This window comes from Ruegeria sp. HKCCD4884 (genome assembly GCF_013110855.1).
In the GTDB taxonomy this organism is placed as follows: domain Bacteria; phylum Pseudomonadota; class Alphaproteobacteria; order Rhodobacterales; family Rhodobacteraceae; genus Ruegeria.
Map to the genome: position 1 here is coordinate 463,055 of NZ_WVRJ01000001.1, position 21,710 is coordinate 484,764.

A 21,710-nucleotide genomic window follows, 5' to 3' on the forward strand; every position below is an offset into this window, starting at 1 on the left:
CGACGAACCTAAGGCGAGAACCCGCTGCGGGCAAGAGCGCACGGCCTTGATGCAACGCTACCAATGGCATAAACCAACTCAACACATCGCGAAGACAGGCGGAGAACCACACATGTCAAATCAGTTGATGGCCGGCAAACGCGGCCTCATCATGGGACTGGCCAATGACAAATCAATCGCATGGGGAATCGCCCGCGCCTTGTCCGAAGCCGGGGCCGAGCTTGCTTTTTCCTACCAGGGCGACGCTTTGAAAAAGCGCGTCGACCCGCTTGCAGCGCAATTGGGTAGCGAAATCGTCCTGCCATGTGACGTGAGCGATGAGGTATCCGTTGATGCGCTGTTCACTGCGCTGGAAGAGAAATGGGGCAAACTAGACTTTATCGTTCATGCCATCGGCTTTTCCGACAAGAACGAACTGCGCGGTCGCTATGTCGATACCAGCCGGGCGAATTTCAAGCTGACGATGGACGTGTCGGTTTATTCCTTCACCGCCGTGATGCAACGCGCCGAAAAAATGATGGGCGAAGGCGGCAGTGCGATCACCCTGACCTATTATGGCGCCGAACAGGTCATGCCCCATTATAATGTAATGGGCGTCGCCAAAGCCGCACTTGAGGCATCGGTCAAATATCTGGCTGAGGATCTGGGCAAGGACGGCATCCGCGTCAACTCGATCTCCGCCGGTCCGATCAAGACCCTGGCCGCCAGCGGCATCGGCGATTTCCGCTATATCATGAAGTGGAACGAATATAACTCGCCCCTGCGCCGCAACGTGACCATCGACGATGTGGGCAAGTCAGCACTCTACCTGCTGTCTGATCTGTCCAGCGGCGTGACCGGAGAAAATCTGCACGTGGATTCGGGTTATCACATTGTCGGCATGAAGGCCGTCGATGCACCTGACGTGGAAAAGGGCTAGGATCATGAGCGCCAAAGACCGCCTGCCCCACGAAAAAGGATTTCACATCAGCTGGGACCAGATCCATCGCGATTCGCGCGCGTTGGCCTGGCGTCTTGATGGACAAGGCCCAGACGATGGTGCCTGGCGCGCCGTTGTAGCCATTACGCGCGGTGGCATGGCCCCTGCGATGATTGTGAGCCGAGAGCTGGACATCCGCACGGTCGACACGATCAGCGTGCGGTCGTACCACCATCAGGAACAAGGCGAAGCCGAAGTTCTGAAAGCCCCCGACGCTGATCTGATGGGCGATGGCACCGGCGTACTGATCATCGATGACTTGGTAGACAGCGGTAAAACGCTGGAGTTGGTCCGCAAAATGTACCCCAACGCACATTTTGCCACAGTCTATGCCAAACCCAAGGGCCGTCCGATGGTGGACACCTTCATCACCGAGGTCAGCCAGGATACGTGGATCTTCTTTCCCTGGGACATGGCACTTCAATATGTCGAGCCATATCGCGGTACCGACTGATCCCTTCTTCTGTTTAAAAATACCTCGGAGCGCGAGGCAGAGCCTCGCATATAGACCGGTACGCCATGACCCAGACCCGCACCAGCGCCACTTTCCCTCCTCCGGTGATGGAGGCGCGCCGTTGGGTTGAAGGTGTCACCTTCCCAGCTGACCGCCTGTTGATCAATGTCAGCCAGGCCGCGCCGGTCGACCCGCCTCCACTTGCTCTGCGTCAGGCCATGGCCGATTTTGCCGTGCAGGAAGACAGCGCGCATTTATATGGGCCGGTATTGGGGAACGACGACCTGCGCACTGAACTGGCAGCACAGATCAGCGCGCATTACGCAGCACAGGTTGATCCGGCTCAGACCGCAATCACTTCGGGCTGCAATCAGGCCTTTTCGGCTGTGATCTCGGCAATCACTGACGAGGCGGATGAAGTGATTCTGCCAACGCCATGGTATTTCAATCATAAAATGTGGTTGGACATGGCTGGGGTGAAGGCCGTTGACCTGCCAACAGGAGATGACCTTCTGCCTGATCCGGATCGTGCGCGCGCACTGATCACCAAAAAAACGCGCGCCATTGCCCTGGTCACGCCCAACAACCCCGGTGGTGTTGAATACCCGACTGATCTGGTCCGGGCCTTCTATGACCTGGCGCGTAACACCGGAATTCGCCTCATCGTCGATGAGACATATCGCGATTTCGATAGCCGCAGCGCTCCACCACACGATCTGTTCCAGCAGCCTAACTGGGATGAGACCTTGGTCCATCTCTATTCATTTTCCAAAGCTTACCGCCTGACAGGCCACCGGGTCGGGGCCATAGCGACAAGCCGCGTGCTTTTGGCGGAAGTCGAGAAATTCCTCGACACCGTTGCCATTTGCCCCGGTCAGATCGGTCAGTTCGCAGCCCTTTGGGGGATGCAGAACCTGTCACAATGGCTGGCAGGTGAGCGGGACGAGATTCTGGACCGCAGAGCCGCAATCAAGGACGGTATGCCTGCCCTGGAAGCCAAGGGCTGGCGTCTTTTGGGGCTTGGCGCCTATTTCGCCTATCTTGACCATCCATTCGATATGGCTTCGGATGAACTGGCCCGCCGTCTGGTGGCAGAAGCAGGCGTGCTGCTGTTGCCTGGCACCATGTTCATGCCCGCTAACGACCCCGCCGGAAAACGGCAAGTCCGTGTAGCATTCGCCAATCTGGACCGTGCGGGATTGGGCCAATTGTTCGACCGGTTGCAGGGCCTGTCCTTCTAAGCTTGCCCCTCGGCTGTGTGCGTCGTATTCAGGGCCGCAACCGACAGGGCAGAACGCTGCCGCAATAACAAGAGGGCACCATGGCCGCAGGCGCTAAAAGTCTTTCGAAAACCTTTGTCTGGATTCTGATGGGCCTGCTGATGCTGGGCCTCGCAGGCTTCGGTGCCACCAATCTCAGCGGAACGGTTCGAACCGTTGCACAAGTGGGTGATGAAAGCATCTCGGTCGATGAGTATGTGCGGGAACTGCAGCGAGAAATCCGCGCCGTGGAAGCGCAGACCGGCCAACCGATGCAAATGTCGCAGGCGCGTGATCTGGGATTGGATCAGAACGCGCTTGCCCGCCTGACCGCGCTGGCGGCTCTGGACAACGAAGTTGGGCAACTTGGAATTTCCATCGGCGACGAAAACCTGCAGCAAGAGATTGTAGCGATCCCAGCGTTTCAGGGCGTCGACGGCAGTTTCGACCGGGAAGCCTATCGCTTTCAACTTGAACAGATCGGCATGACCGACTCTGAGTTTGAAACGGATCTGCGCAAGGAATCTGCACGCACAATTGTGCAAGGCGCGATCATGGGCGGGGTCGAGATGCCAGCGACTCTGACAGAGACGATGACCGACTATATTGGCGCGCGACGCAGCTTTACTGTGGCCACGGTCGGGACCGAGGCATTGGAAAACCCAATTGCTGAACCAAACGACGCGCAGATTCAGACTTACTATGATGAGAACGGCGACCTGTTCACCCTGCCCCGGACCAAGCAACTGACATACGCGATCCTGTCGCCTGCGATGCTGATCGACACCGTCGAGGTGGATCAAGACGCCCTGCAGAAACTCTATGAAGACCGCTCAGAGGAGTACAACCAGCCGGAACGGCGCTTGGTTGAGCGCCTGAACTTCCCGGATGAGCAAGCCGCAAGCGAAGCAAAGGCCCAGCTTGAGGTTGGCGGTACTACATTTGAGCAACTGGTTCGTGAACGCGATCTTGAGCTCAACGACATCGATCTCGGCGACGTGACCCGCGAGGATCTGGGCGAGGCAGCGGATGCAGTATTTGCAGCAGATCTCGATACTGTTGTTGGCCCCCTGCCTTCGGTCTTTGGCCCAGCCTTGTTCCGGATTAACGGCTCTCTGGCAGCCAACAATGTGCCTTTCGAAGAAGCTGAACCGGCCTTGCGCGAAGAGCTTGCAGCCGAACGCGCCCGCCGCCTGATCGAGGCGCAGTCCGAAGATATCAATGACATGCTGGCTGGCGGTGCCACACTGGAAGAACTGGCGGATGAGACCGAAATGGAGCTGGGTCAGATCGACTGGACCCGCGAGAGTTCGGACGAAATCGCCGCCTATGACGGGTTCCGCGTCGCAGCCGAAGCGGTGCAGGAAGGTGACTTCCCCGAAATCGCATTCCTCGAAGATGGGTCGATCTTTGCCCTGCGCCTGAATGAGGTGCTGCCGCGCCGCCCCGAGCCGCTGGACAGCGCACGTGATCGAGTGGCCGCCGCATGGCTTCAGGCCGAAACCAACAAAGCGCTGGAAGATCGGGCGAATGCAGTTCTGACGCAATTGGCAACAGATGGTGACTTTACGACCACCGGCCTGCCCTTCCGCGTTGAAAATGCCCTGACACGCACGGCGTTTCTGGATGACGTTCCAGCAGATTTCATGAACGAGGTGTTCCAGATGGAACCCGGCGAACTGCGTGTCATCGGTGGAAACGGCGCAGCACTGCTGGTGCGCTTGGATGAGGTTCTTCCGCCCGCAGACACAGACGAACTGCGCCAACTGCGTCAAGCCCTGTCCGCGCAGATGAATCAGGCCTTGTCACAGAATATTTTCAACGCCTATGTGCGCGATGCACAGACACGCGCGCGTCCGGTCGTAGACCAACAGGCGCTGAATGCCGTGCAATCGAGCTTTTAAACGAGACCGATATGGCCCTGACACCCGAATTCGACACCTTCGCGCGGCCTTATGAAGCGGGCGAAAATCAGGTGGTTTACACACGGCTTGCCGCTGATCTGGACACCCCTGTGTCGCTGATGCTCAAGCTGACGGGCGCACAGAAAGATGCGTTCATTCTGGAATCCGTGACGGGCGGCGAAGTTCGTGGTCGTTACTCGATCATTGGTATGAAGCCCGACCTGATCTGGCGGTGTCGCGGTGAAGCATCCGAACTCAACCGCTCTGCCCGGTTCGATTCCGAGGCGTTCTCGACGCAAGACGGCAACCCGATGGACAACCTCCGCGCTTTGCTGGCCGAAAGTCGCATCGACCTGCCGGATGACCTGCCTCAGGCTGCAGCGGGGCTGTTCGGGTATTTGGGCTATGACATGGTGCGGCTGGTGGAATACCTCCCGGACGTGAATCCGGACCCTCTGGACCTGCCCGATGCGATCATGTTGCGTCCTTCGGTCATCGCTGTGCTGGATGGCGTAAAAGGTGAAGTGACCGTTGTATCACCGGCTTGGGCCAGTGACGGTCAATCCGCCAAGGCTGCCTATGCACAAGCTGCTGAGCGCGTTATGGATGCAGTTCGCGATCTGGAGCGTGCCATGCCTGCGGAAACCCGCGATTTGGGTGATGCACGTGAAATCGCACCCCCTGTGTCGAACTTTACCAAGTCCGGCTATATGGAGGCGGTTGAAAAGGCCAAGGAATACATCCGCGCAGGTGATATTTTCCAGGTTGTCCCAGCGCAGCGCTGGACGCAGGAGTTTCCGCTGCCGCCCTTTGCGCTCTATCGGTCGTTGCGGCGCACCAACCCGTCGCCTTTCATGTTCTATTTCAACTTCGGCGGCTTTCAGGTCGTGGGTGCAAGCCCTGAAATTCTGGTGCGCGTGTTCGGCAGTGAAGTCACCATTCGCCCCATTGCTGGCACCCGCCCCCGAGGCGCGACACCGGAAGAAGACAAGGCAAACGAACTGGATCTGCTGGCCGACAAGAAAGAGCTGGCCGAGCACCTGATGCTGCTGGACCTGGGCCGCAACGATACAGGGCGCGTTTCCAAAATCGGCACCGTGCGCCCGACCGAAGAGTTCATCATCGAACGCTACAGCCACGTCATGCATATTGTATCTAACGTGGTGGGTGAACTGGCCGAAGACAAAGACGCGCTGGATGCGTTTTTTGCCGGAATGCCTGCGGGCACCGTCTCGGGCGCGCCCAAAGTGCGCGCGATGGAGATCATCGACGAGTTGGAGCCGGAAAAACGCGGCGTCTATGGCGGCGGCGTAGGCTATTTCAGCGCGGGGGGCGACATGGATATGTGTATCGCGCTGCGCACTGCCATCGTGAAAGATCAAAAGCTGTATATTCAAGCCGGTGGCGGTGTTGTTTACGACAGCGACCCCGAGGCCGAGTTCATGGAAACCGTTCATAAATCCAATGCAATCCGGCGCGCTGCGGCAGATGCTGCACGTTTCACCGGAAGCGGAAACAGCTAAACGAAAAAGGGCGGCAGATCATAAGATCGCCGCCCTTTTTTAACACTAGTTTTCGCAGATTACTGAACCTGTCTCATCATGACCGCCGAAATCGGAGCCATGGCAACGCGGCTACCCCGGTCTTCCAAGCCCCAAAGCAGCAGGGCTGAAATCGTTTCCGGGCGTACCCGACCCAGCATGACCACAGCACCTTCCTGCCCGGCGCGGAACGCAGCCTGATCCAGGAAACGCCGCATGACTTTAGGGTCCTGACGTGCACCGTCGATGTCGCGGAACACAACACCCGACGGCGTGCCATTGCGGGCTGCCAGCTTCTGCACAGTGTTCAACCCATTGTCCTGCGTGATCAGGCCACGACCTGTTCCGGCAGCAATTTCAGCAACCTGATCGGCCAGTTTCCGATTGCCATGAATGCCGCTGTCCACCCCTTCCAGAATGCCAACGGTTTCGGGCAGAGTGTCAAGCCAGACGGACAGCGAAACCTCAGCGTCTTGCGCAGTTGCAGCTTCGGGCAAATCAGCCAGAGCCATGACTTCGAACCCGGCCGCGCGGTGCCGCGCCATCTTTTCTGCAGCATCTGGATCAGACGGGTTCACGGCAAAACTGATCGGATAGGGAAAATCCTGAAGCGCCTCAGCCCCAAATGCGCCCTCGTCATCGATCAGGATGATGGACATCAGCGGTTTGGCTTCAGGGTTTTCGAATTTGGCCGCATAGCGTTCGATCGGCTTGCCCGCCGGTTTTGGCTCTTCCGCCGAGGCTTCATCGGCCACAGGTTCATCATCGCGTTCGGTTAGTGGAATGATACGTTTACCGATCGTTGAACTTGCGCTTGCTTCCTGGTCACCGCCAATCTGCGGCAGCGCAGCGATACGCGGCAGCTTGCGCGGCAGAACGTCCTCATCCCCTTCCACGGCGATTGGGCTGCTTTCAAACGGGTTTTCCTCGTCTGTGTCCTCAGTTTGCGGCAACGGATCTTCTTCCGGCTGAAGAAGAGCAACCTCGGTCGTCTCGGGTTCTACAGGAGGGGTCGGCGTATCGTCGATCACGGCTGGCCCCGCCTCGTCCTGCGGAGCCGAAGGCGCCAGGCTGGGTTCTGGCGGCGCTGCAGGAGCTTCGGTCACAACTGAAACTTCGGTCGCAACAGCGGCCTCGGGTTGGTCCACCGCCTCAGCTGCTGCGCCCACCTCCGGTTGCGTGTCCGAGGATGATTCAAGCCCGGACAAATCAGCCAGATCTTCGGTTGAGTCATCGGCGGCTTCCAGCCCATGCGGAGCCAATTCCACCACATCGGCATCGGATACGGCCTCGGTCACCTCAGTCGGTGCTTCAGGTGTTTCAGAAATTACCGGAGCCGGTGCTTCGGTGACAACAACCGGCGTATTGACCATCGGTGTCTTGAGCGACACGAACACACCCAAGATCAAAACAACGATCGCCCCGGCGACCATTCCCCCGAAAAATCCGCCCATATTTCCTGCCTTTCGCCTCTTTTCTCTGCCTCGTCCAGCTCTGCGCCATCTGATGTGGCGCTCGGCCAATTGGACGCGTCAGAAACGGTATGTCCTCTTGACGCTGCCGCTCAAGCCTGAGCATGTATGTGCGGACATTATACCGTGGCCCGGGGCTGCATCGCCAGCCTGAAATGCCCAAGCGAAGATAAGTGCCCATATGCTGCTGCTGATCGACAACTACGACTCGTTTACCTACAATTTGGTACATTATTTAGGCGAACTTGGTGCCGAAATGGTCATTCGCCGAAATGATGCGCTGGATGTGCAGGAAGCGATGGCCATGAACCCCGCCGGTATCCTGCTAAGCCCCGGCCCCTGCGACCCGGATCAGGCTGGCATTTGCCTTGCGCTGACTGAAGCCGCCGCAGAAACCAAAACACCTTTGCTGGGGGTTTGCCTTGGACACCAGACCATCGGTCAGGTTTTTGGCGGTAAGGTCATCCGATGCCACGAGATTGTTCATGGTAAAATGGGAACGATGAATCACACAGGCAAGGGTCTGTTTGCGGGGCTGCCTTCTCCGTTTGAGGCAACGCGGTACCATTCATTGATCGTGGAACGCGAAACCCTGCCAGACTGTCTTGAGATCACGGCTGAATTGGAAGACGGCACCATAATGGGGTTGCAACACAAGGAACTGCCCATTCATGGCGTCCAGTTCCACCCGGAATCCATTGCCTCCGAGCACGGCCACGCCCTGCTCAAGAACTTCCTGCAAGAACTGAAAGTCCCCGCATGAGCGACGCGCTGAAACCGCTGATCGGAGCCGCCGCCGATCGCCCTTTGACTCGTGACGAAGCTGAAAAAGCCTTTGCCATCCTGTTTGATGGCGAAGCCACGCCCAGCCAGATCGGTGGGCTTTTGATGGCCATGCGCACACGCGGTGAAACCGTCGATGAATACGCCGCTGCCGCCGCTGTGATGCGGGCAAAATGCAACGCTGTAACCGCCCCGGCAGGCGCGATAGACATCGTGGGCACAGGCGGCGACGGCAAAGGGACGCTGAACATCTCGACCGCGACGGCTTTTGTGGTTGCGGGCGCCGGTGTCACCGTTGCCAAGCATGGCAACCGGAACCTCAGCTCGAAATCAGGAGCTGCTGATGCCCTTGGCCAAATGGGGATCAACGTCATGGTTGGACCCCAAGTCGTTGAAAATGCTTTGAAAGAGGTTGGAATTGGGTTCATGATGGCCCCGATGCATCATCCGGCCATTGCTCATGTCATGCCATCTCGCCAGGAGTTGGGCACACGCACGATCTTTAACATTCTTGGCCCTCTGACGAACCCTGCTGGTGTCAAACGGCAATTGACCGGCGCGTTCAGTCGTGACCTGATCCGGCCAATGGCCGAAACGCTTGGCTTGCTTGGATCAGACCGCGCGTGGCTGGTGCATGGCTCGGACGGGACGGACGAACTCACGATCACCGGCATCAGCTGGGTCGCCGCTTTGGAAGATGACACGATCAAAGAGGTCGAGCTGCACCCCGAAGATGCGGGTCTGCCCGTGCATCCATTCGAAGACATCATCGGCGGCACACCGGAAGAAAACGCTGTCGCTTTCCGCGCCCTGCTGGACGGAGCCCCATCCGCGTATCGTGACGCTGTACTGCTGAACTCGGCCGCCGCTTTGGTTGTCGCCGAAGCCGCGAACGACCTGCGCGAAGGTGTCGCCATGGCCGCCGAGAGCATCGACAGCGGCAAAGCCAAAGAAAAAATCGCCGCTCTGGCACGCAAGACACAGGAAGCCGAATGACCGAGACCGTACTGGACAAAATCAAAGCCTACAAACTAGAAGAGGTCGCGGCCGACAAAGCGCAGAAGTCTTTGGAAACACTGGAAAGTGAGGCACGGGCTGCATCGGAAACCCGTGGCTTTGCCGAAGCTTTGCAGTCCGCCTCGCGGCAAGGCTATGGCCTGATTGCCGAGGTCAAGAAAGCCAGCCCGTCCAAGGGTCTGATCCGTCCGGATTTCGACCCGCCTGTACTGGCCAAAGCCTATGAGGATGGTGGTGCTGCGTGTTTGTCCGTGCTGACCGACACCCCAAGCTTTCAGGGTGCAAAGGAATATCTGACGCAGGCCCGCGAGGCGACTTCCCTGCCCGCTTTGCGCAAGGATTTCATGTACGACCCCTATCAGGTGGTCGAAGCCCGCGCGCTTGGCGCAGATTGCATTCTGATCATCATGGCATCCGTCAGCGATGATCAGGCGGCGGAACTGGAACAAACTGCTTTCGATTGGGGTATGGATGTTCTGATCGAAGTGCATGACGAAACGGAACTGGAACGCGCAGCACAGCTGAAAAGCCCGTTGATCGGCATCAACAACCGCAATCTCAAGACCTTCGAGACCACTTTGGACACCACGCGGCACCTGTCCAAGCTGGTGCCGGCAGACCGCACCATCGTTTGTGAAAGTGGCCTTGGAACACAAGACGACCTGAGGGAGATCGCCCGCTACGGTGCCCGTTGCTTCCTGATCGGCGAAAGCCTGATGCGTCAGGACGATGTTGAGGCCGCCACGCGTCATATCCTATCCAACCCTCTGATCCCCGGAGTGATGTGATGCCGCTGACTCATTTTGACGCTCAAGGTCAGGCGCATATGGTTGATGTGTCGGACAAGGACGTGACCGACCGTGTCGCTGTCGCTGCCGGTCATATCAAGATGGCAGCGGAAACCTTTGAAATCATTTCTGAAGGCCGCGCGAAAAAGGGCGACGTTCTGGGCATCGCCCGTCTGGCGGGCATCATGGGGGCCAAGAAGACACCTGATCTGATCCCGTTGTGTCATCCTCTTCCAGTCACCAAAGTCGCAGTTGAACTGACGCTTGATCCTGATCTACCGGGTGTTCAGATCGAGGCCACGGTCAAGACCTCGGGACAGACCGGCGTTGAGATGGAAGCCCTGACCGCAGTCTCAACTGCGGCTTTGACAGTGTATGACATGACAAAGGCCGTCGATAAGGCGATGGAGATTGGCGGAATCCGCGTTCTCTTGAAAGATGGTGGTAAATCAGGGCGTTACGAGGCGAAATGATCACAGTCGAAGAGGCGCGCGCCCTGCTGTTCGATTTGGTGGGGGTTTTACCTTCGGAAGAGGTTCCTCTGGCACAGTCCGCCGGGCGTGTATTGGCGCAGGATGTTGTAGCGGGGCGGAACCAACCTCCCTTCGCGGCATCGTCGATGGATGGGTATGCAGTGAAGGCCGCCGAAGTTGAGCTGCACGCTATGTTCAAGGTGGTCGGCGAATCCGCGGCCGGCCATCGGTTTGAGGGCCAGGTCGGTCCCGGTCAAGCGGTGCGCATTTTCACCGGTGCGCCAGTGCCCGAGGGCGCGGATTTTGTGGTCATTCAGGAAGATACCGACCGACGTGGCGACCTGATCACGATTACCGACGAACCCGGTTCCAAAACCAATATCCGCCCTGCTGGCGTGGATTTTGAAATCGGTACCTCCATTTCAGCACCCCGTTTGATCCGGCCCGAGGATGTGGCCCTGATGGCTGCAATGAACACCCCACGCGTCACGGTTGCGCGCAAACCGGTGATTGCCCTGATCTCCACCGGCGACGAACTGGTGATGCCCGGAGAAGAGCCGGGCCCAGATCAAATCATCGCCTCGAACACATTCGGGTTGCAGGCTCTGCTTGAGGGATTGGGAGCAAAGGTGCGCGTTCTGCCCATTGCGCACGACACCGTTTCCTCGCTTGAAACTGCATTTGGCCTGGCACAAGGGGCCGATCTTGTCGTCACAATCGGCGGCGCGTCGGTTGGCGATTATGACCTTGTCTCGGATGTCTCTCAGGGATTGGGCATGGAACGGTCATTCTACAAGATCCGAATGCGCCCCGGAAAACCACTGATGGCCGGACGTATCGGTGAAACAGCTATGGTTGGGTTGCCCGGTAACCCGGTCAGCGCCATGGTGTGCGGTTATCTGTTTCTGGCGCCGATGGTACGCCGGATGCTGGGCCTGGACCACGTGGTGCCGCCTTTCCTTACAGCGCAACTTACGGAACCCTTGCCGGAAAACGGGCCGCGAGAGCATTACATGCGCGCGGTGCTAAGCGACACGGGCATTGCGGCCTGCGCCGATCAGGACAGCTCGCTTCTCAGCGTTCTGGCGCAGGCCAATGCGCTTTTGGTCCGACAACCGCACGATCCAGCCCGTGAAATCGGGGAAACGGTTCAGTACCTGCCGATCTGAGATGTTCTCAAATCCGTTGACACAAAACGTGAACATGCGTAGAACAAAAGAAAACGCATGAGCGACGAGGTGTGAGCTATGCTGACCAAGAAGCAATTGGATTTGCTGGAATTCATCCACAAACGCGTGCAGGCGGACGGTGTTCCGCCCAGTTTCGACGAAATGAAGGCCGCGCTTGATCTGCGGTCGAAATCCGGCATCCACAGGTTGATTACCGCGCTGGAAGAACGCGGGTTTATCCGCCGCCTTGCCCATCGCGCCCGCGCGATTGAGATCGTGAAACTTCCCGAAAGCCTAGGTGGCGAACCCACAGCCGGGTTTACGCCGCGGGTTATCGAAGGTGACAAACCGGAAGGCCGCCGCCCTGCGAATGTGGAACCCGTGTCAGTCGACGCGCTGGAACTGCCGGTCATGGGTCGGATTGCGGCTGGTGTTCCCATTGAGGCCATCAGCCATGTCTCGCACCATGTTGCTGTCCCCGGCCCCATGGTCTCCGGCAAGGGCGAACATTATGCGTTGGAAGTTCGTGGAGATTCGATGATCGACGCGGGAATCAACGACGGTGATGTGGTGGTGATCCGGGAAACGTCGACAGCAGATAATGGCGACATTGTGGTTGCCTTGGTCGAGGATCAGGAAGCGACATTGAAGCGTTATTTCCGCCGGGGCAACGCCATCGCGCTTGAAGCTGCCAATCCGGTCTACGAGACGCGTGTCCTGCCCGAAGAAAAGGTAAAGGTGCAAGGTCGCCTTGTGGGCCTGATCCGGACCTACTGATCCCGCTTGGACCGAAGGTCCCCGGGCGCGTTCGGGGACCAAAGCCTTTGCCCTGTCAGCGCGGCACTTGATATCAGCTTTCCGTCCAGAACAGACAGGCTGCCGGTTTCGTACAAGCGATCGGGGTCAAAAATCCCGCACGGCCCTTTCAAATTCAGAGCCACGGCAGAGACGATGATCTGGTTTGCCTTGCATTCGTCAAACCCGTTTGCAGCCCTTTTGCCGGTCAGGTGGATAATCTCCCGATCTTTCAACAGGTAGCGCTGGATCGTGTTCGCCTCGGGCCACCTGAGCGCAGCCTGTGACTGATCGACACCATCCCCGTCATTCTCAAGCCAAACGGTTGCAACAAACCCGCTGCCTTTGCTTTTGCTAAGCGCGCGGCCTTGTTCGGTCATCACGCCCACCAACCCTCCGGTTTCAGCAATCAGGGCGTCGGGACGCTGTCCCGCAGTCCAAAGCAAAAAAGCAGCCGCAAGCGGGCCCATCCCGACCCACCGCGCGTGTCCCTGCCACAAGGCAATCCACAAGGCACCCAAGGCAATGAGAGGCAGGACGTACCACGGCGGGCTGACCACAAAGCCTTGTGCGCCATCCATCTGCGAAACCCAATGCGACACTGTCAAAATCCACTGCAACGCCCAGCCCATTACCGTCAGGGGTATCGCCTCAAGCCCCAGAGGCGCCAATAGCGCAGCAACCACAGCCGCTGGGACGACAAACAAACCCATGACCGGAACAGAAAGCAGGTTCGCCAAAAGGCCATAGTGCGACATGGTATTGAAATGCGCTGCCCCAATCGGAGCCGTCGCAAGACCGGCAATGGCCGAAGACATGAGCACGCCAACCACCGGTTTAAGCCATTTTGGTCCGGGCTTGGGGCCGACTTCGCGCAGCGCCCCGAACACGGCGACCAAAGCAGTCGTGGCCGCAAATGACATCTGGAACCCTGGGCTCAGGAGCGATTCCGGCCTGAGAAGCAGAACGATCACCGCCGCAACCGCCACGGCGCGCAGCGAAATCACCCGGCGGTCAATCAGCACCGCGCCCAACATGACCGTAACCATGACAAACGCGCGCTCGGTTGCAACGTTACCACCAGAGAGCATCAGATAGATAGTCGCCGCAGCCAGCGCACATACCGCAGCCACCTTTCGAACAGGCAACCGCAGTGCAAGCGGCGGAAACAGCGACAAACCAACGCGACAGGCCACAAACACAAAGCCCGTCAACAACCCCATATGCAGCCCCGAGATCGCCAGCAGATGCGCTAGGTTCGAAGCGCGCAGAGACGATAGCGTATCTTGCCCCATACCACTGCGATCACCGGTTGTGACTGCTGCAGCAAAGCCACCGATTTCGCCAGGCAGTATCTCTTTCACGCGCCTCGATATGGCCATGCGGATGGCGGTTACCCGAACGCCCTCGATCCCGGCCGAGGCTGGTGCGATGGTCAGAACAGGGACGCGTGTGTACCCCACCGCGCCTAAACTCTGGAACCAGGCATGGCGGCGAAAATCGAACCCACCGGGTTCCACCGGCCCCTGTGGCGGAGACAGATGCGCCGTCGTCATAATCCTCTGCCCTGGTGCAATAGGTCCGGTTGAGGCATGAACGGAAAGACGGACGCGCTGCGGCCTTCGCTCTTGCGATACGTCCCCTATGCGTACCTGATCAAGCGTCAACCGCAACGCATCCGAGGCAGACCGGTCCATGGCGACGACCCTCCCCTCGATCGGGCCATAATATCGCCATGACAGAACCGGCTCTGCCACCATATGGGCGCGAGCACCTGCCAGGCAGAAACCAGCAGCGATCAGCCCCCCCCGATGGCCAACGAACCCACCCCCGGCGCAAGCCAGCGGCGCACAGTGATGAGAACCACGCAAAGGCCGGCCAGACCAGCATAGTCCCGCAATTCAGGCTCAGCCCGAATGCCGAAATACAGACCGATCCCGGTCGCAAGCAAGACCGGCGTCCACGGGAACAGATACCCCGTTTGGCACAGCAGCGCGGCCTCGACCCGTGCAAGAACACGCATGGTTGCCCCCGTCCTTCGGGCTCGTTAGACAGGCGTCAAACTATGCCAGATACGGTTACCAAAAGGTTAATCCCCATCATGTCCGACCAGGTCGTCACCCGTTTTGCCCCTTCACCCACCGGTTTTCTGCACATCGGTGGCGCACGCACCGCGCTGTTCAATTGGCTCTATGCTCGGGGTCGTGGCGGCAAATTTCTGTTGCGAATTGAAGACACCGACCGTGAACGCTCGACCTCTGAGGCGACTGCCGCAATCCTGCAGGGTATGGCATGGCTGGGTCTGGACCATGACGGCGACGTAATCAGCCAGTTCGAAGGGGCGGCCCGCCACGCCGAGGTTGCGCATCAACTGCTGGCCGAAAGCAAGGCGTACAAATGCTTCTCGACCCAGGAAGAAATTGCTGCCTTCCGTGAACAAGCACGGGCCGAAGGGAAATCGACCTTGTTCCGCAGCCCGTGGCGCGACGCTAATCCGGCAACACATCCCGATGCGCCATTTGTCATTCGCATCAAAGCGCCACAAGACGGTGCGACCGTGATCCGCGATCAGGTTCAAGGCGATGTCACCATCCGCAATGATCAGCTGGACGATATGATCCTGCTGCGTTCGGACGGCACACCCGTCTACATGCTGGCGGTGGTGGTCGACGATCACGACATGGGCGTCACCCACGTTATTCGCGGCGACGATCACCTGAACAACGCCGCGCGTCAGATGATGATCTATGAGGCAATGGGCTGGGACGTTCCGGTCTGGGCACATATCCCTCTGATTCACGGACCCGACGGCAAGAAATTGTCGAAACGTCATGGCGCACTGGGCGCGCAGGAATATCAGGCCATGGGCTATCCCGCGGCTGGAATGCGCAATTACCTGGCGCGTTTGGGCTGGAGTCACGGTGATGACGAATTCTTCACGGATGCGCAGGCAAAAGAGTGGTTCGATCTGGACGGAATCGGCAAAAGCCCGGCCCGTTTCGATCTTAAAAAGCTGGAAAACCTCTGCGGGCAGCATATTGCAATCTCAGACGATGCTGCGTTGCGGCAAGAAATTGAGGATTACCTTGCGGCAGCAGACCTTCCTGCTCTCACTCCGACACAATCTGGTGATCTGGAACGTGCGATGTATTGCCTCAAGGATCGGGCGCGTACTTTCCCGGAACTCCTTGAAAAAGCGCATTTTGCGCTGACCCAGCGCCCAATTGTCCCGGATGAAAAGGCAGCAAAGGCGCTGGCATCTGTATCCGATGGTATACTGTCGGAATTGACGCCGCAGCTGCAAAATGTTAGCTGGTCACGGAACGAGCTGGAGGAGGCCCTGAATTCCTTTGCCGAGTCAAAGGAGCTCAAGTTCGGCAAGCTGGCAGGTCCGCTACGGGCTGCGCTGGCAGGTCGGGCCGTCACACCTTCGGTTTTTGACATGATGCTGGTGCTGGGGCGGGATGAAACCCTGGCGCGGCTTTCTGAGGCAGCGAAATAAACCCAATCTTCATAAACGGGTAACGCTGCTCCGCTAACACCCGGATTGCGCGTCCGCGCGCAGTCGTTGCCCGTATCGCTGGCGGTCTGTCCGGCGTGCGCATGAATGAAGAAGGGACAACTATGACTGACAGCAACAAAACAGCCACTCTGACTGTTCACGGCAAAGAATACGAGTTGCCAGTTCATTCCCCTACCGCCGGGCCTGATGTTGTCGATATTCGTAAGCTTTACGGACAGGCTGGGGTCTTCACCTATGACCCGGGCTTTACATCGACCGCCAGCTGCGACAGCACCATCACCTATATCGACGGCGAAAAAGGCGAGCTGCTACACCGGGGCTATCCGATCGACCAACTAGCCGAGAAATCGCACTTCCTCGAGGTTTGCTATTTGCTGCTCTACGGAGAATTGCCAGCGGCAAAAGATCTGGAGAAGTTCGAAACAACGATCACCCGTCACACCATGCTGCACGAGCAGATGCAGTATTTCTATCGCGGTTTCCGCCGCGACGCGCACCCGATGGCCATCATGGTCGGTGTTGTCGGTGCAATGTCAGCCTTCTATCACGACTCGACCGACATTTCGGACCCGCAGCAACGTGAAATCGCATCGCATCGCCTGATCGCCAAGATGCCGACGATTGCGGCCTGGGCCTATAAGTATCACACCGGTCAGCCCTTCGTGTATCCGCGCAACGATCTGGACTATGCGTCCAACTTCCTGCGCATGTGTTTCAGCGTTCCCGCCGAAGAATATGAGGTGAACCCGATCCTCAGCCGCGCGATGGACCGTATCTTTACCCTACACGCCGATCACGAGCAGAACGCTTCGACCTCGACCGTGCGTCTGGCTTCGTCTTCTGGCGCGAACCCGTTCGCCTGTATTGCCGCAGGTATCGCTTGCCTTTGGGGTCCGGCGCACGGCGGTGCGAACCAGGCATGCCTAGAGATGCTGGAAGAGATCGGCACTGTGGATCGTATCCCCGAATACATCGCGCGCGCCAAAGACAAGAACGATCCGTTCCGCCTGATGGGCTTTGGTCACCGTGTCTATAAGAACTTTGACCCGCGCGCCAAAGTGATGAAGCAATCGGCCGACGAAGTGCTGGATCTGTTGGGCGTTGAAAACAACCCGAAACTGCAGGTTGCAAAGGAACTGGAGCGCGAAGCGCTGGAAGATCCGTATTTCGCCGAGAAGAAACTGTTCCCGAACGTGGACTTCTATTCGGGCATCATCCTCGAAGCGATGGGCTTCCCGACGTCCATGTTCACGCCGATCTTTGCCCTGTCGCGCACCGTGGGCTGGGTCAGCCAGTGGAAAGAGATGATTGCCGATCCTCAGAACAAGATCGGGCGTCCGCGCCAGTTGTATCTGGGCGAAACGCTTCGGGATTACGTGGATATCGAAAACCGCTGATACATCAAACTTCCCAGACGTTTTTAAGGCCCCGTTTTAACGGGGCCTTTTTCATCGAGCACTACGCACCTGCACAACCCGTTGCTTTCGCAACAAAAACCTTCGGCCAAACCAGATGTGCTATTTGGGCTTCAGAACAAGCTCATTTGGTCACCCGGTTGCGGTGGAATAGCAAACAGATCGCAGCGAAGGGGCGCAGATTTAACAGAAAGCCCCAACCGTTTGCAGGCTGTCGAAAACCTTTGGGCAATAATCCCGGCGTATTCGCCCTCGCCCCGCATTCTGTGCCCCCAACGCGGGTCATAGTCCCGCCCACCGTGCATGTCGCGCAGCTTGGACATCACTTTTTCTGCCCGTGCCGGTTGGTGTTCGGCCAACCAATCCTGCCACAACTGCGACACCTCGCGTGGCAATCGCAGCATGATCCAACTGGCGGCATCTGCTCCGGCCGCCTGCCCCGCCTCAAGCAGGTTCTCAAGTTCATGATCCGTCAGCCCGGGCACAATCGGAGATGTCATCACACGCACCGGAACCCCGGCCTCGGTCAGTGTGCGGATCATGCGCAGACGCCGCTGCGGTGACGGTGCACGAGGTTCCATCCGACGCGACAAAGCGGGATCCAAAGTGGTCAGCGAGATCCCGACGCGCACCAATCCACGGCTGGCCATTTCAGTCAGAATGTCCAGATCCCGCTCGATCAGAGCGCCCTTGGTGACAATTGCAACCGGATGGTTGAACTCGTGCAACACCTTAAGGCAGGACCTTGTAATCAGGCGATCTTTCTCGATCGGCTGATACGGGTCCGTGTTTGTTCCTATAGCCAGCGGCGCGACCTTATAAGACTTGGACGACAATTCTTTGCGCAGAACACAGCTCATGTTGGGACGCGCCGTCAGGCGGGTTTCGAAATCCAGCCCGGCAGACAGACCCAGATAGGCATGACTGGGCCGGGCAAAACAATAGACACAGCCATGTTCGCACCCCCGATACGGATTGATGGAACGGTCAAACGGCAAATCCGGAGACCGATTATACGTAATCGCACTACGCGCTACCTCATCCCGTGTTTCGGTGCGCAGCAGCGGTAAGGTTTCGTCACTGTCCCATCCGTCATCGACAACGACGGTGGCGAAGCGCTCGAACCGTCCGGCGGTGTTTGTACGTGTTCCTCTGGCTTTTACGGTGGGCACAGCATTCACTTCAGCAATTTGTTCGCGTTATGTTCTCATCGGAACATACGGCCGACACAAGCCCTGCGCAAGTCATCCCTGCGTCAGTCCAAATAGGATCGATCAAGCGGAGTGCACGATAATCATGCAGATTTTTCATTCGAGCCGCGCGTTTTTTTGACATATAGGTCGGTCCCGAAACGACCGACGTCGCAATCGTCACAGTCAGAATGCGACGTTTTGGCCAAAACGGAAAAAATGCCACCACGGGCCGATGGCCCGCCCAGCACAGGGAATACCCCATGTCCGACGAAGAAGACATCATCCTGTCCGAACTGAACGACGACGAACTTGTCGAGCAGATGTTCGACGATCTCTACGATGGTCTGAAAGAAGAGATCGAAGAAGGAACCAACATCCTGCTGGAGCGTGGATGGACCCCCTATGACATTCTGACCAAAGCTCTGGTCGGTGGCATGACCATTGTGGGCCATGACTTCCGCGACGGCATCCTGTTTGTGCCCGAAGTTCTGCTGGCCGCCAACGCCATGAAGGGCGGTATGGCGATCCTGAAGCCGCTGCTGGCCGAAACCGGCGCACCACGCGTGGGCAAGATGGTGATCGGCACCGTTAAGGGCGACATCCACGACATCGGCAAGAACCTTGTGTCGATGATGATGGAAGGCGCTGGGTTTGAAGTTGTCGATATCGGTATCAACAACCCGGTCGAAAACTACCTGGAAGCACTGGAAACCGAGCAGCCCGACATTCTGGGCATGTCCGCCCTGCTGACCACCACAATGCCTTACATGAAAGTGGTCATCGACACCCTGGTCGAACAAGGTGTGCGTGACGACTATATCGTTCTGGTTGGCGGTGCCCCGCTGAACGAAGAGTTTGGCAAAGCCATCGGCGCAGACGCTTACTGCCGTGACGCGGCTGTTGCTGTGGAAACTGCGAAGGACTTTGTAGGCCGCAAGCACAACCAATTGGCTGGCTAAACCGACTGAAATTTCACTCAAAGGGCTGCCCGAACAGGGCAGCCCTTTTTCGTTTCAAACCAATGACATGAAAATCTGGAACACTAGGAAGCGACGTTTCTCAAGAAGCCGTCGGCACAAACCTCAGGCTACAAAAGCAAACTGAGGACGTCGGCAGCCTGCCTTCAGAGGTCGGAACAAGACTTGCTCATTGTTGATATTCATCCTCTTCTAGGGGCAGATTCAAAGGACGCCATACCATGCAAAAAGACGCCCTGCCCGATGATGCCAGTCTGACAACCAAAGGTTATTCCAGCGCCGAGTCGGGCCGTATTCTTCTGATCGCGTGCGGGGCTTTGGCCCGAGAGATTCTGGATATCAAAACACGTAATCACTGGGACCATATGGAATTAACGTGTCTGCCCGCGATTCTGCATGTTCACCCGGAACGGATCACACAGGCCGTAGAAGATGCTGTGGCCAAACACCGGGACAAATTCGACAAAATCTATGTGGTCTACGCTGACTGTGGAACCGGCGGCCTTTTACAACAAGCCTGCGAAAAACTTGGGGTCGAAATGGTGAAAGGTCCCCATTGTTACTCGTTCTTCGAAGGCAACCAAGCCTTTGAGGCGCGCGGCGAGGACGAGACTACGGCCTTCTATCTGACGGACTTTTTGGCCCGGCAGTTCGACGCTTTTGTCTGGAAGCCTTTGGGGCTGGATCGTCACCCAGAGCTGCGTGACATGTATTTTGGCAACTACACAAAGCTGATCTATCAGGCCCAGATCGATAACCCGGACCTGACCGCGCGCGCCCGTGAATGTGCGGACCGTATGGGATTAGAGTTCGAACGCCGTTTCACCGGCTATGGCGATCTGGAAGCCACTTTGACAGATTGGGCAAACCGTCCGGCTTGACCTTAAGCGTTTTCCTGCGCGACCTGACGGATACGTTCGATCATGGCGCGCAGGCCGTTTGATCGCTGTGCCGACAGATGATCATTCAATCCCAAACGCGCCAGTTCAGCCCCGGCATCGACCTTGGGCACTTCCGCCACGGGCAATCCATTGTACAAAGACCGCAGGACGGCAATCAGCCCCCGCACGATCAGTGCGTCGCTGTCGCCGTCAAATTTGAACACGCCCCCTTCGATCATGGGATGCAGCCAAACCTGACTGGCACACCCATTTACTTTGGTGGCAGGAACTTTGAACGCGTCATCCAGCGGATCCATCGCTTTGCCTTGTTCGATGACATGGCGATACCGGTCTTCCCAGTCCTCCAGAAACTCGAAATCTTCGACAATGTCCTCAAAGGCGGGCGTGGCCATGGCGCGGCGATCCTTTTGGTTGCGATACCACCAGTGACCTATGCCGACGACCACCTGCTGTCCAGCCCCGCAGTGGCTTTTCAAGGCGAGGAAATTGCGCTAACCCATTGCTTGAATTCGTGTGAAAAGCTGTGGGTCTATGCAAAAATCTCTGTCCGTTCTTATCATCGCCACGCTGACCCTGACTGCATGCAGCGGCTGGCGTGATTCTCGGGTGAACCCGTCGAATTGGTTTGGCTCCAGCAGATCGGTTAAAACTGAAACACCGCCGGACCCTAACGCAGCTGATGCTTTGGTGCCTCAGCAAAGACAAGGCACGGGCCTGTTTTCGCGCCCGAATATCGCGGACTCCAGCATTCGGATCGGTCAGATAGACGAACTGCGCATCGATGCCACTCCCACCGGAGCGATCATTTATGCTACGGGAACGGCCGTCCGTCAGGGTGCCTACAATGCGCGCCTGGTTCGTGTGAACTCGGAAGAAAACGAGAAGAACGGCACAATGGAATTTGAGTTCCTGGTGAACTATCCCAGCGCACAAACACTGCAAGGGTCCGAACGTACCCGCATGGTGTCGGACGCAGTCAACGTCAGCCGTCAGGATCTTGAAGGTATTCGACTGGTTCGCGTGGTCGGGCAGCAGAACGCGTTGGAATCGCGGCGACGCTAAGCGC

Annotated in this window: 21 protein-coding genes; 16 read left to right on the forward strand and 5 right to left on the reverse strand. The window is 57.8% G+C overall.

Annotated elements, in window-relative coordinates; all coding sequences use genetic code 11:
• Positions 1–112: 112 nt before the first annotated feature.
• From fabI to trpE, 5 genes are all read left to right on the forward strand, one after another.
• Positions 113–919, forward strand: a complete 807-nt coding sequence (gene fabI / locus GS636_RS02270) for an enoyl-ACP reductase FabI (protein ID WP_171183351.1) — start codon at positions 113–115, stop codon at positions 917–919.
• A gap of 4 nt (positions 920–923) precedes the next feature.
• On the forward strand, positions 924–1,433 hold the full coding sequence (gene gpt, locus GS636_RS02275) for a xanthine phosphoribosyltransferase (RefSeq protein WP_171668292.1): 510 nt from the start codon (positions 924–926) through the stop codon (positions 1,431–1,433).
• Between the two features lie 65 nt (positions 1,434–1,498).
• On the forward strand, positions 1,499–2,674 hold the full coding sequence (locus tag GS636_RS02280; protein ID WP_171668293.1) for an aminotransferase: 1,176 nt from the start codon (positions 1,499–1,501) through the stop codon (positions 2,672–2,674).
• Positions 2,675–2,754: 80 nt separating this feature from the next.
• A complete protein-coding gene (locus GS636_RS02285) occupies positions 2,755–4,596 on the forward strand; it encodes a peptidylprolyl isomerase (RefSeq protein ID WP_171668294.1) in 1,842 nt (613 codons plus the stop codon).
• An 11-nt stretch (positions 4,597–4,607) separates the two neighbouring features.
• Positions 4,608–6,119, forward strand: coding sequence for an anthranilate synthase component I (gene trpE / locus GS636_RS02290; protein ID WP_171668295.1), 1,512 nt, complete (start codon positions 4,608–4,610; stop codon positions 6,117–6,119).
• Between the two features lie 59 nt (positions 6,120–6,178).
• Here trpE and GS636_RS02295 read toward each other — a convergent pair whose 3' ends face one another.
• Positions 6,179–7,591: a divergent polysaccharide deacetylase family protein gene (locus tag GS636_RS02295; protein ID WP_171183359.1), complete on the reverse strand. Its 1,413-nt coding sequence runs from the start codon at positions 7,589–7,591 to the stop codon at positions 6,179–6,181.
• 199 nt (positions 7,592–7,790) lie between these two features.
• On the opposite strand from GS636_RS02295, the gene GS636_RS02300 reads away from it, so the two are divergent.
• From GS636_RS02300 to lexA, 6 genes are all read left to right on the forward strand, one after another.
• A complete protein-coding gene (locus tag GS636_RS02300; protein ID WP_171090244.1) occupies positions 7,791–8,372 on the forward strand; it encodes an aminodeoxychorismate/anthranilate synthase component II in 582 nt (193 codons plus the stop codon).
• The gene (trpD, locus tag GS636_RS02305; protein ID WP_171668296.1) at positions 8,369–9,388 is read left to right on the forward strand and encodes an anthranilate phosphoribosyltransferase; all 1,020 of its coding nucleotides are present in this window, start codon (positions 8,369–8,371) and stop codon (positions 9,386–9,388) included. Before GS636_RS02300 ends, trpD begins: the two co-directional genes overlap by 4 nt.
• Positions 9,385–10,197, forward strand: coding sequence for an indole-3-glycerol phosphate synthase TrpC (gene trpC / locus GS636_RS02310; protein WP_171668297.1), 813 nt, complete (start codon positions 9,385–9,387; stop codon positions 10,195–10,197). The genes trpD and trpC overlap by 4 nt, the downstream gene beginning before the upstream one ends.
• Positions 10,197–10,670, forward strand: coding sequence for a cyclic pyranopterin monophosphate synthase MoaC (moaC, locus tag GS636_RS02315; RefSeq protein ID WP_171090250.1), 474 nt, complete (start codon positions 10,197–10,199; stop codon positions 10,668–10,670). Before trpC ends, moaC begins: the two co-directional genes overlap by 1 nt.
• Positions 10,667–11,839 (forward strand): gephyrin-like molybdotransferase Glp, encoded by a 1,173-nt coding sequence (gene glp / locus GS636_RS02320; protein WP_171668298.1) that lies wholly within the window; start codon positions 10,667–10,669, stop codon positions 11,837–11,839. Before moaC ends, glp begins: the two co-directional genes overlap by 4 nt.
• Before the next feature lie 78 nt (positions 11,840–11,917).
• A complete protein-coding gene (gene lexA, locus GS636_RS02325; RefSeq protein WP_171173811.1) occupies positions 11,918–12,616 on the forward strand; it encodes a transcriptional repressor LexA in 699 nt (232 codons plus the stop codon).
• Here the strand turns inward: lexA and GS636_RS02330 are convergent.
• Together GS636_RS02330 and GS636_RS22845 are read right to left on the reverse strand one after the other, a co-directional pair.
• The gene (locus GS636_RS02330; RefSeq protein WP_371808682.1) at positions 12,610–14,394 is read right to left on the reverse strand and encodes a ComEC/Rec2 family competence protein; all 1,785 of its coding nucleotides are present in this window, start codon (positions 14,392–14,394) and stop codon (positions 12,610–12,612) included. The genes lexA and GS636_RS02330 overlap by 7 nt on opposite strands.
• A 38-nt stretch (positions 14,395–14,432) precedes the next feature.
• The gene (locus GS636_RS22845; protein WP_371808683.1) at positions 14,433–14,657 is read right to left on the reverse strand and encodes a hypothetical protein; all 225 of its coding nucleotides are present in this window, start codon (positions 14,655–14,657) and stop codon (positions 14,433–14,435) included.
• Between the two features lie 78 nt (positions 14,658–14,735).
• Here GS636_RS22845 and gltX point away from each other — a divergent pair, with 78 nt between their 5' ends.
• Both gltX and gltA read left to right on the forward strand, forming a co-directional pair.
• Positions 14,736–16,136, forward strand: a complete 1,401-nt coding sequence (gene gltX, locus GS636_RS02335; protein ID WP_171668299.1) for a glutamate--tRNA ligase — start codon at positions 14,736–14,738, stop codon at positions 16,134–16,136.
• A 122-nt stretch (positions 16,137–16,258) separates the two neighbouring features.
• Positions 16,259–17,554 (forward strand): citrate synthase, encoded by a 1,296-nt coding sequence (gene gltA / locus GS636_RS02340; protein ID WP_171090260.1) that lies wholly within the window; start codon positions 16,259–16,261, stop codon positions 17,552–17,554.
• 131 nt (positions 17,555–17,685) lie between these two features.
• On the opposite strand, the gene GS636_RS02345 is transcribed toward gltA, so the two are convergent.
• On the reverse strand, positions 17,686–18,744 hold the full coding sequence (locus tag GS636_RS02345; RefSeq protein ID WP_371808436.1) for a PA0069 family radical SAM protein: 1,059 nt from the start codon (positions 18,742–18,744) through the stop codon (positions 17,686–17,688).
• A 281-nt stretch (positions 18,745–19,025) separates the two neighbouring features.
• Here GS636_RS02345 and GS636_RS02350 point away from each other — a divergent pair, with 281 nt between their 5' ends.
• Complete coding sequence (locus GS636_RS02350) at positions 19,026–19,724, forward strand: B12-binding domain-containing protein (RefSeq protein ID WP_171090262.1); 699 nt, start codon at positions 19,026–19,028, stop codon at positions 19,722–19,724.
• Positions 19,725–19,963: 239 nt separating this feature from the next.
• Entirely contained in the window at positions 19,964–20,623 is a 660-nt protein-coding gene (locus GS636_RS02355) for a DUF1638 domain-containing protein (RefSeq protein ID WP_171668300.1), read from the forward strand.
• 2 nt (positions 20,624–20,625) lie between these two features.
• Here GS636_RS02355 and GS636_RS02360 read toward each other — a convergent pair whose 3' ends face one another.
• A complete protein-coding gene (locus GS636_RS02360; protein ID WP_171183366.1) occupies positions 20,626–21,036 on the reverse strand; it encodes a SufE family protein in 411 nt (136 codons plus the stop codon).
• A gap of 139 nt (positions 21,037–21,175) precedes the next feature.
• Here GS636_RS02360 and GS636_RS02365 point away from each other — a divergent pair, with 139 nt between their 5' ends.
• A complete protein-coding gene (locus GS636_RS02365) occupies positions 21,176–21,706 on the forward strand; it encodes a hypothetical protein (RefSeq protein ID WP_171183367.1) in 531 nt (176 codons plus the stop codon).
• Positions 21,707–21,710 lie beyond the last annotated feature (4 nt).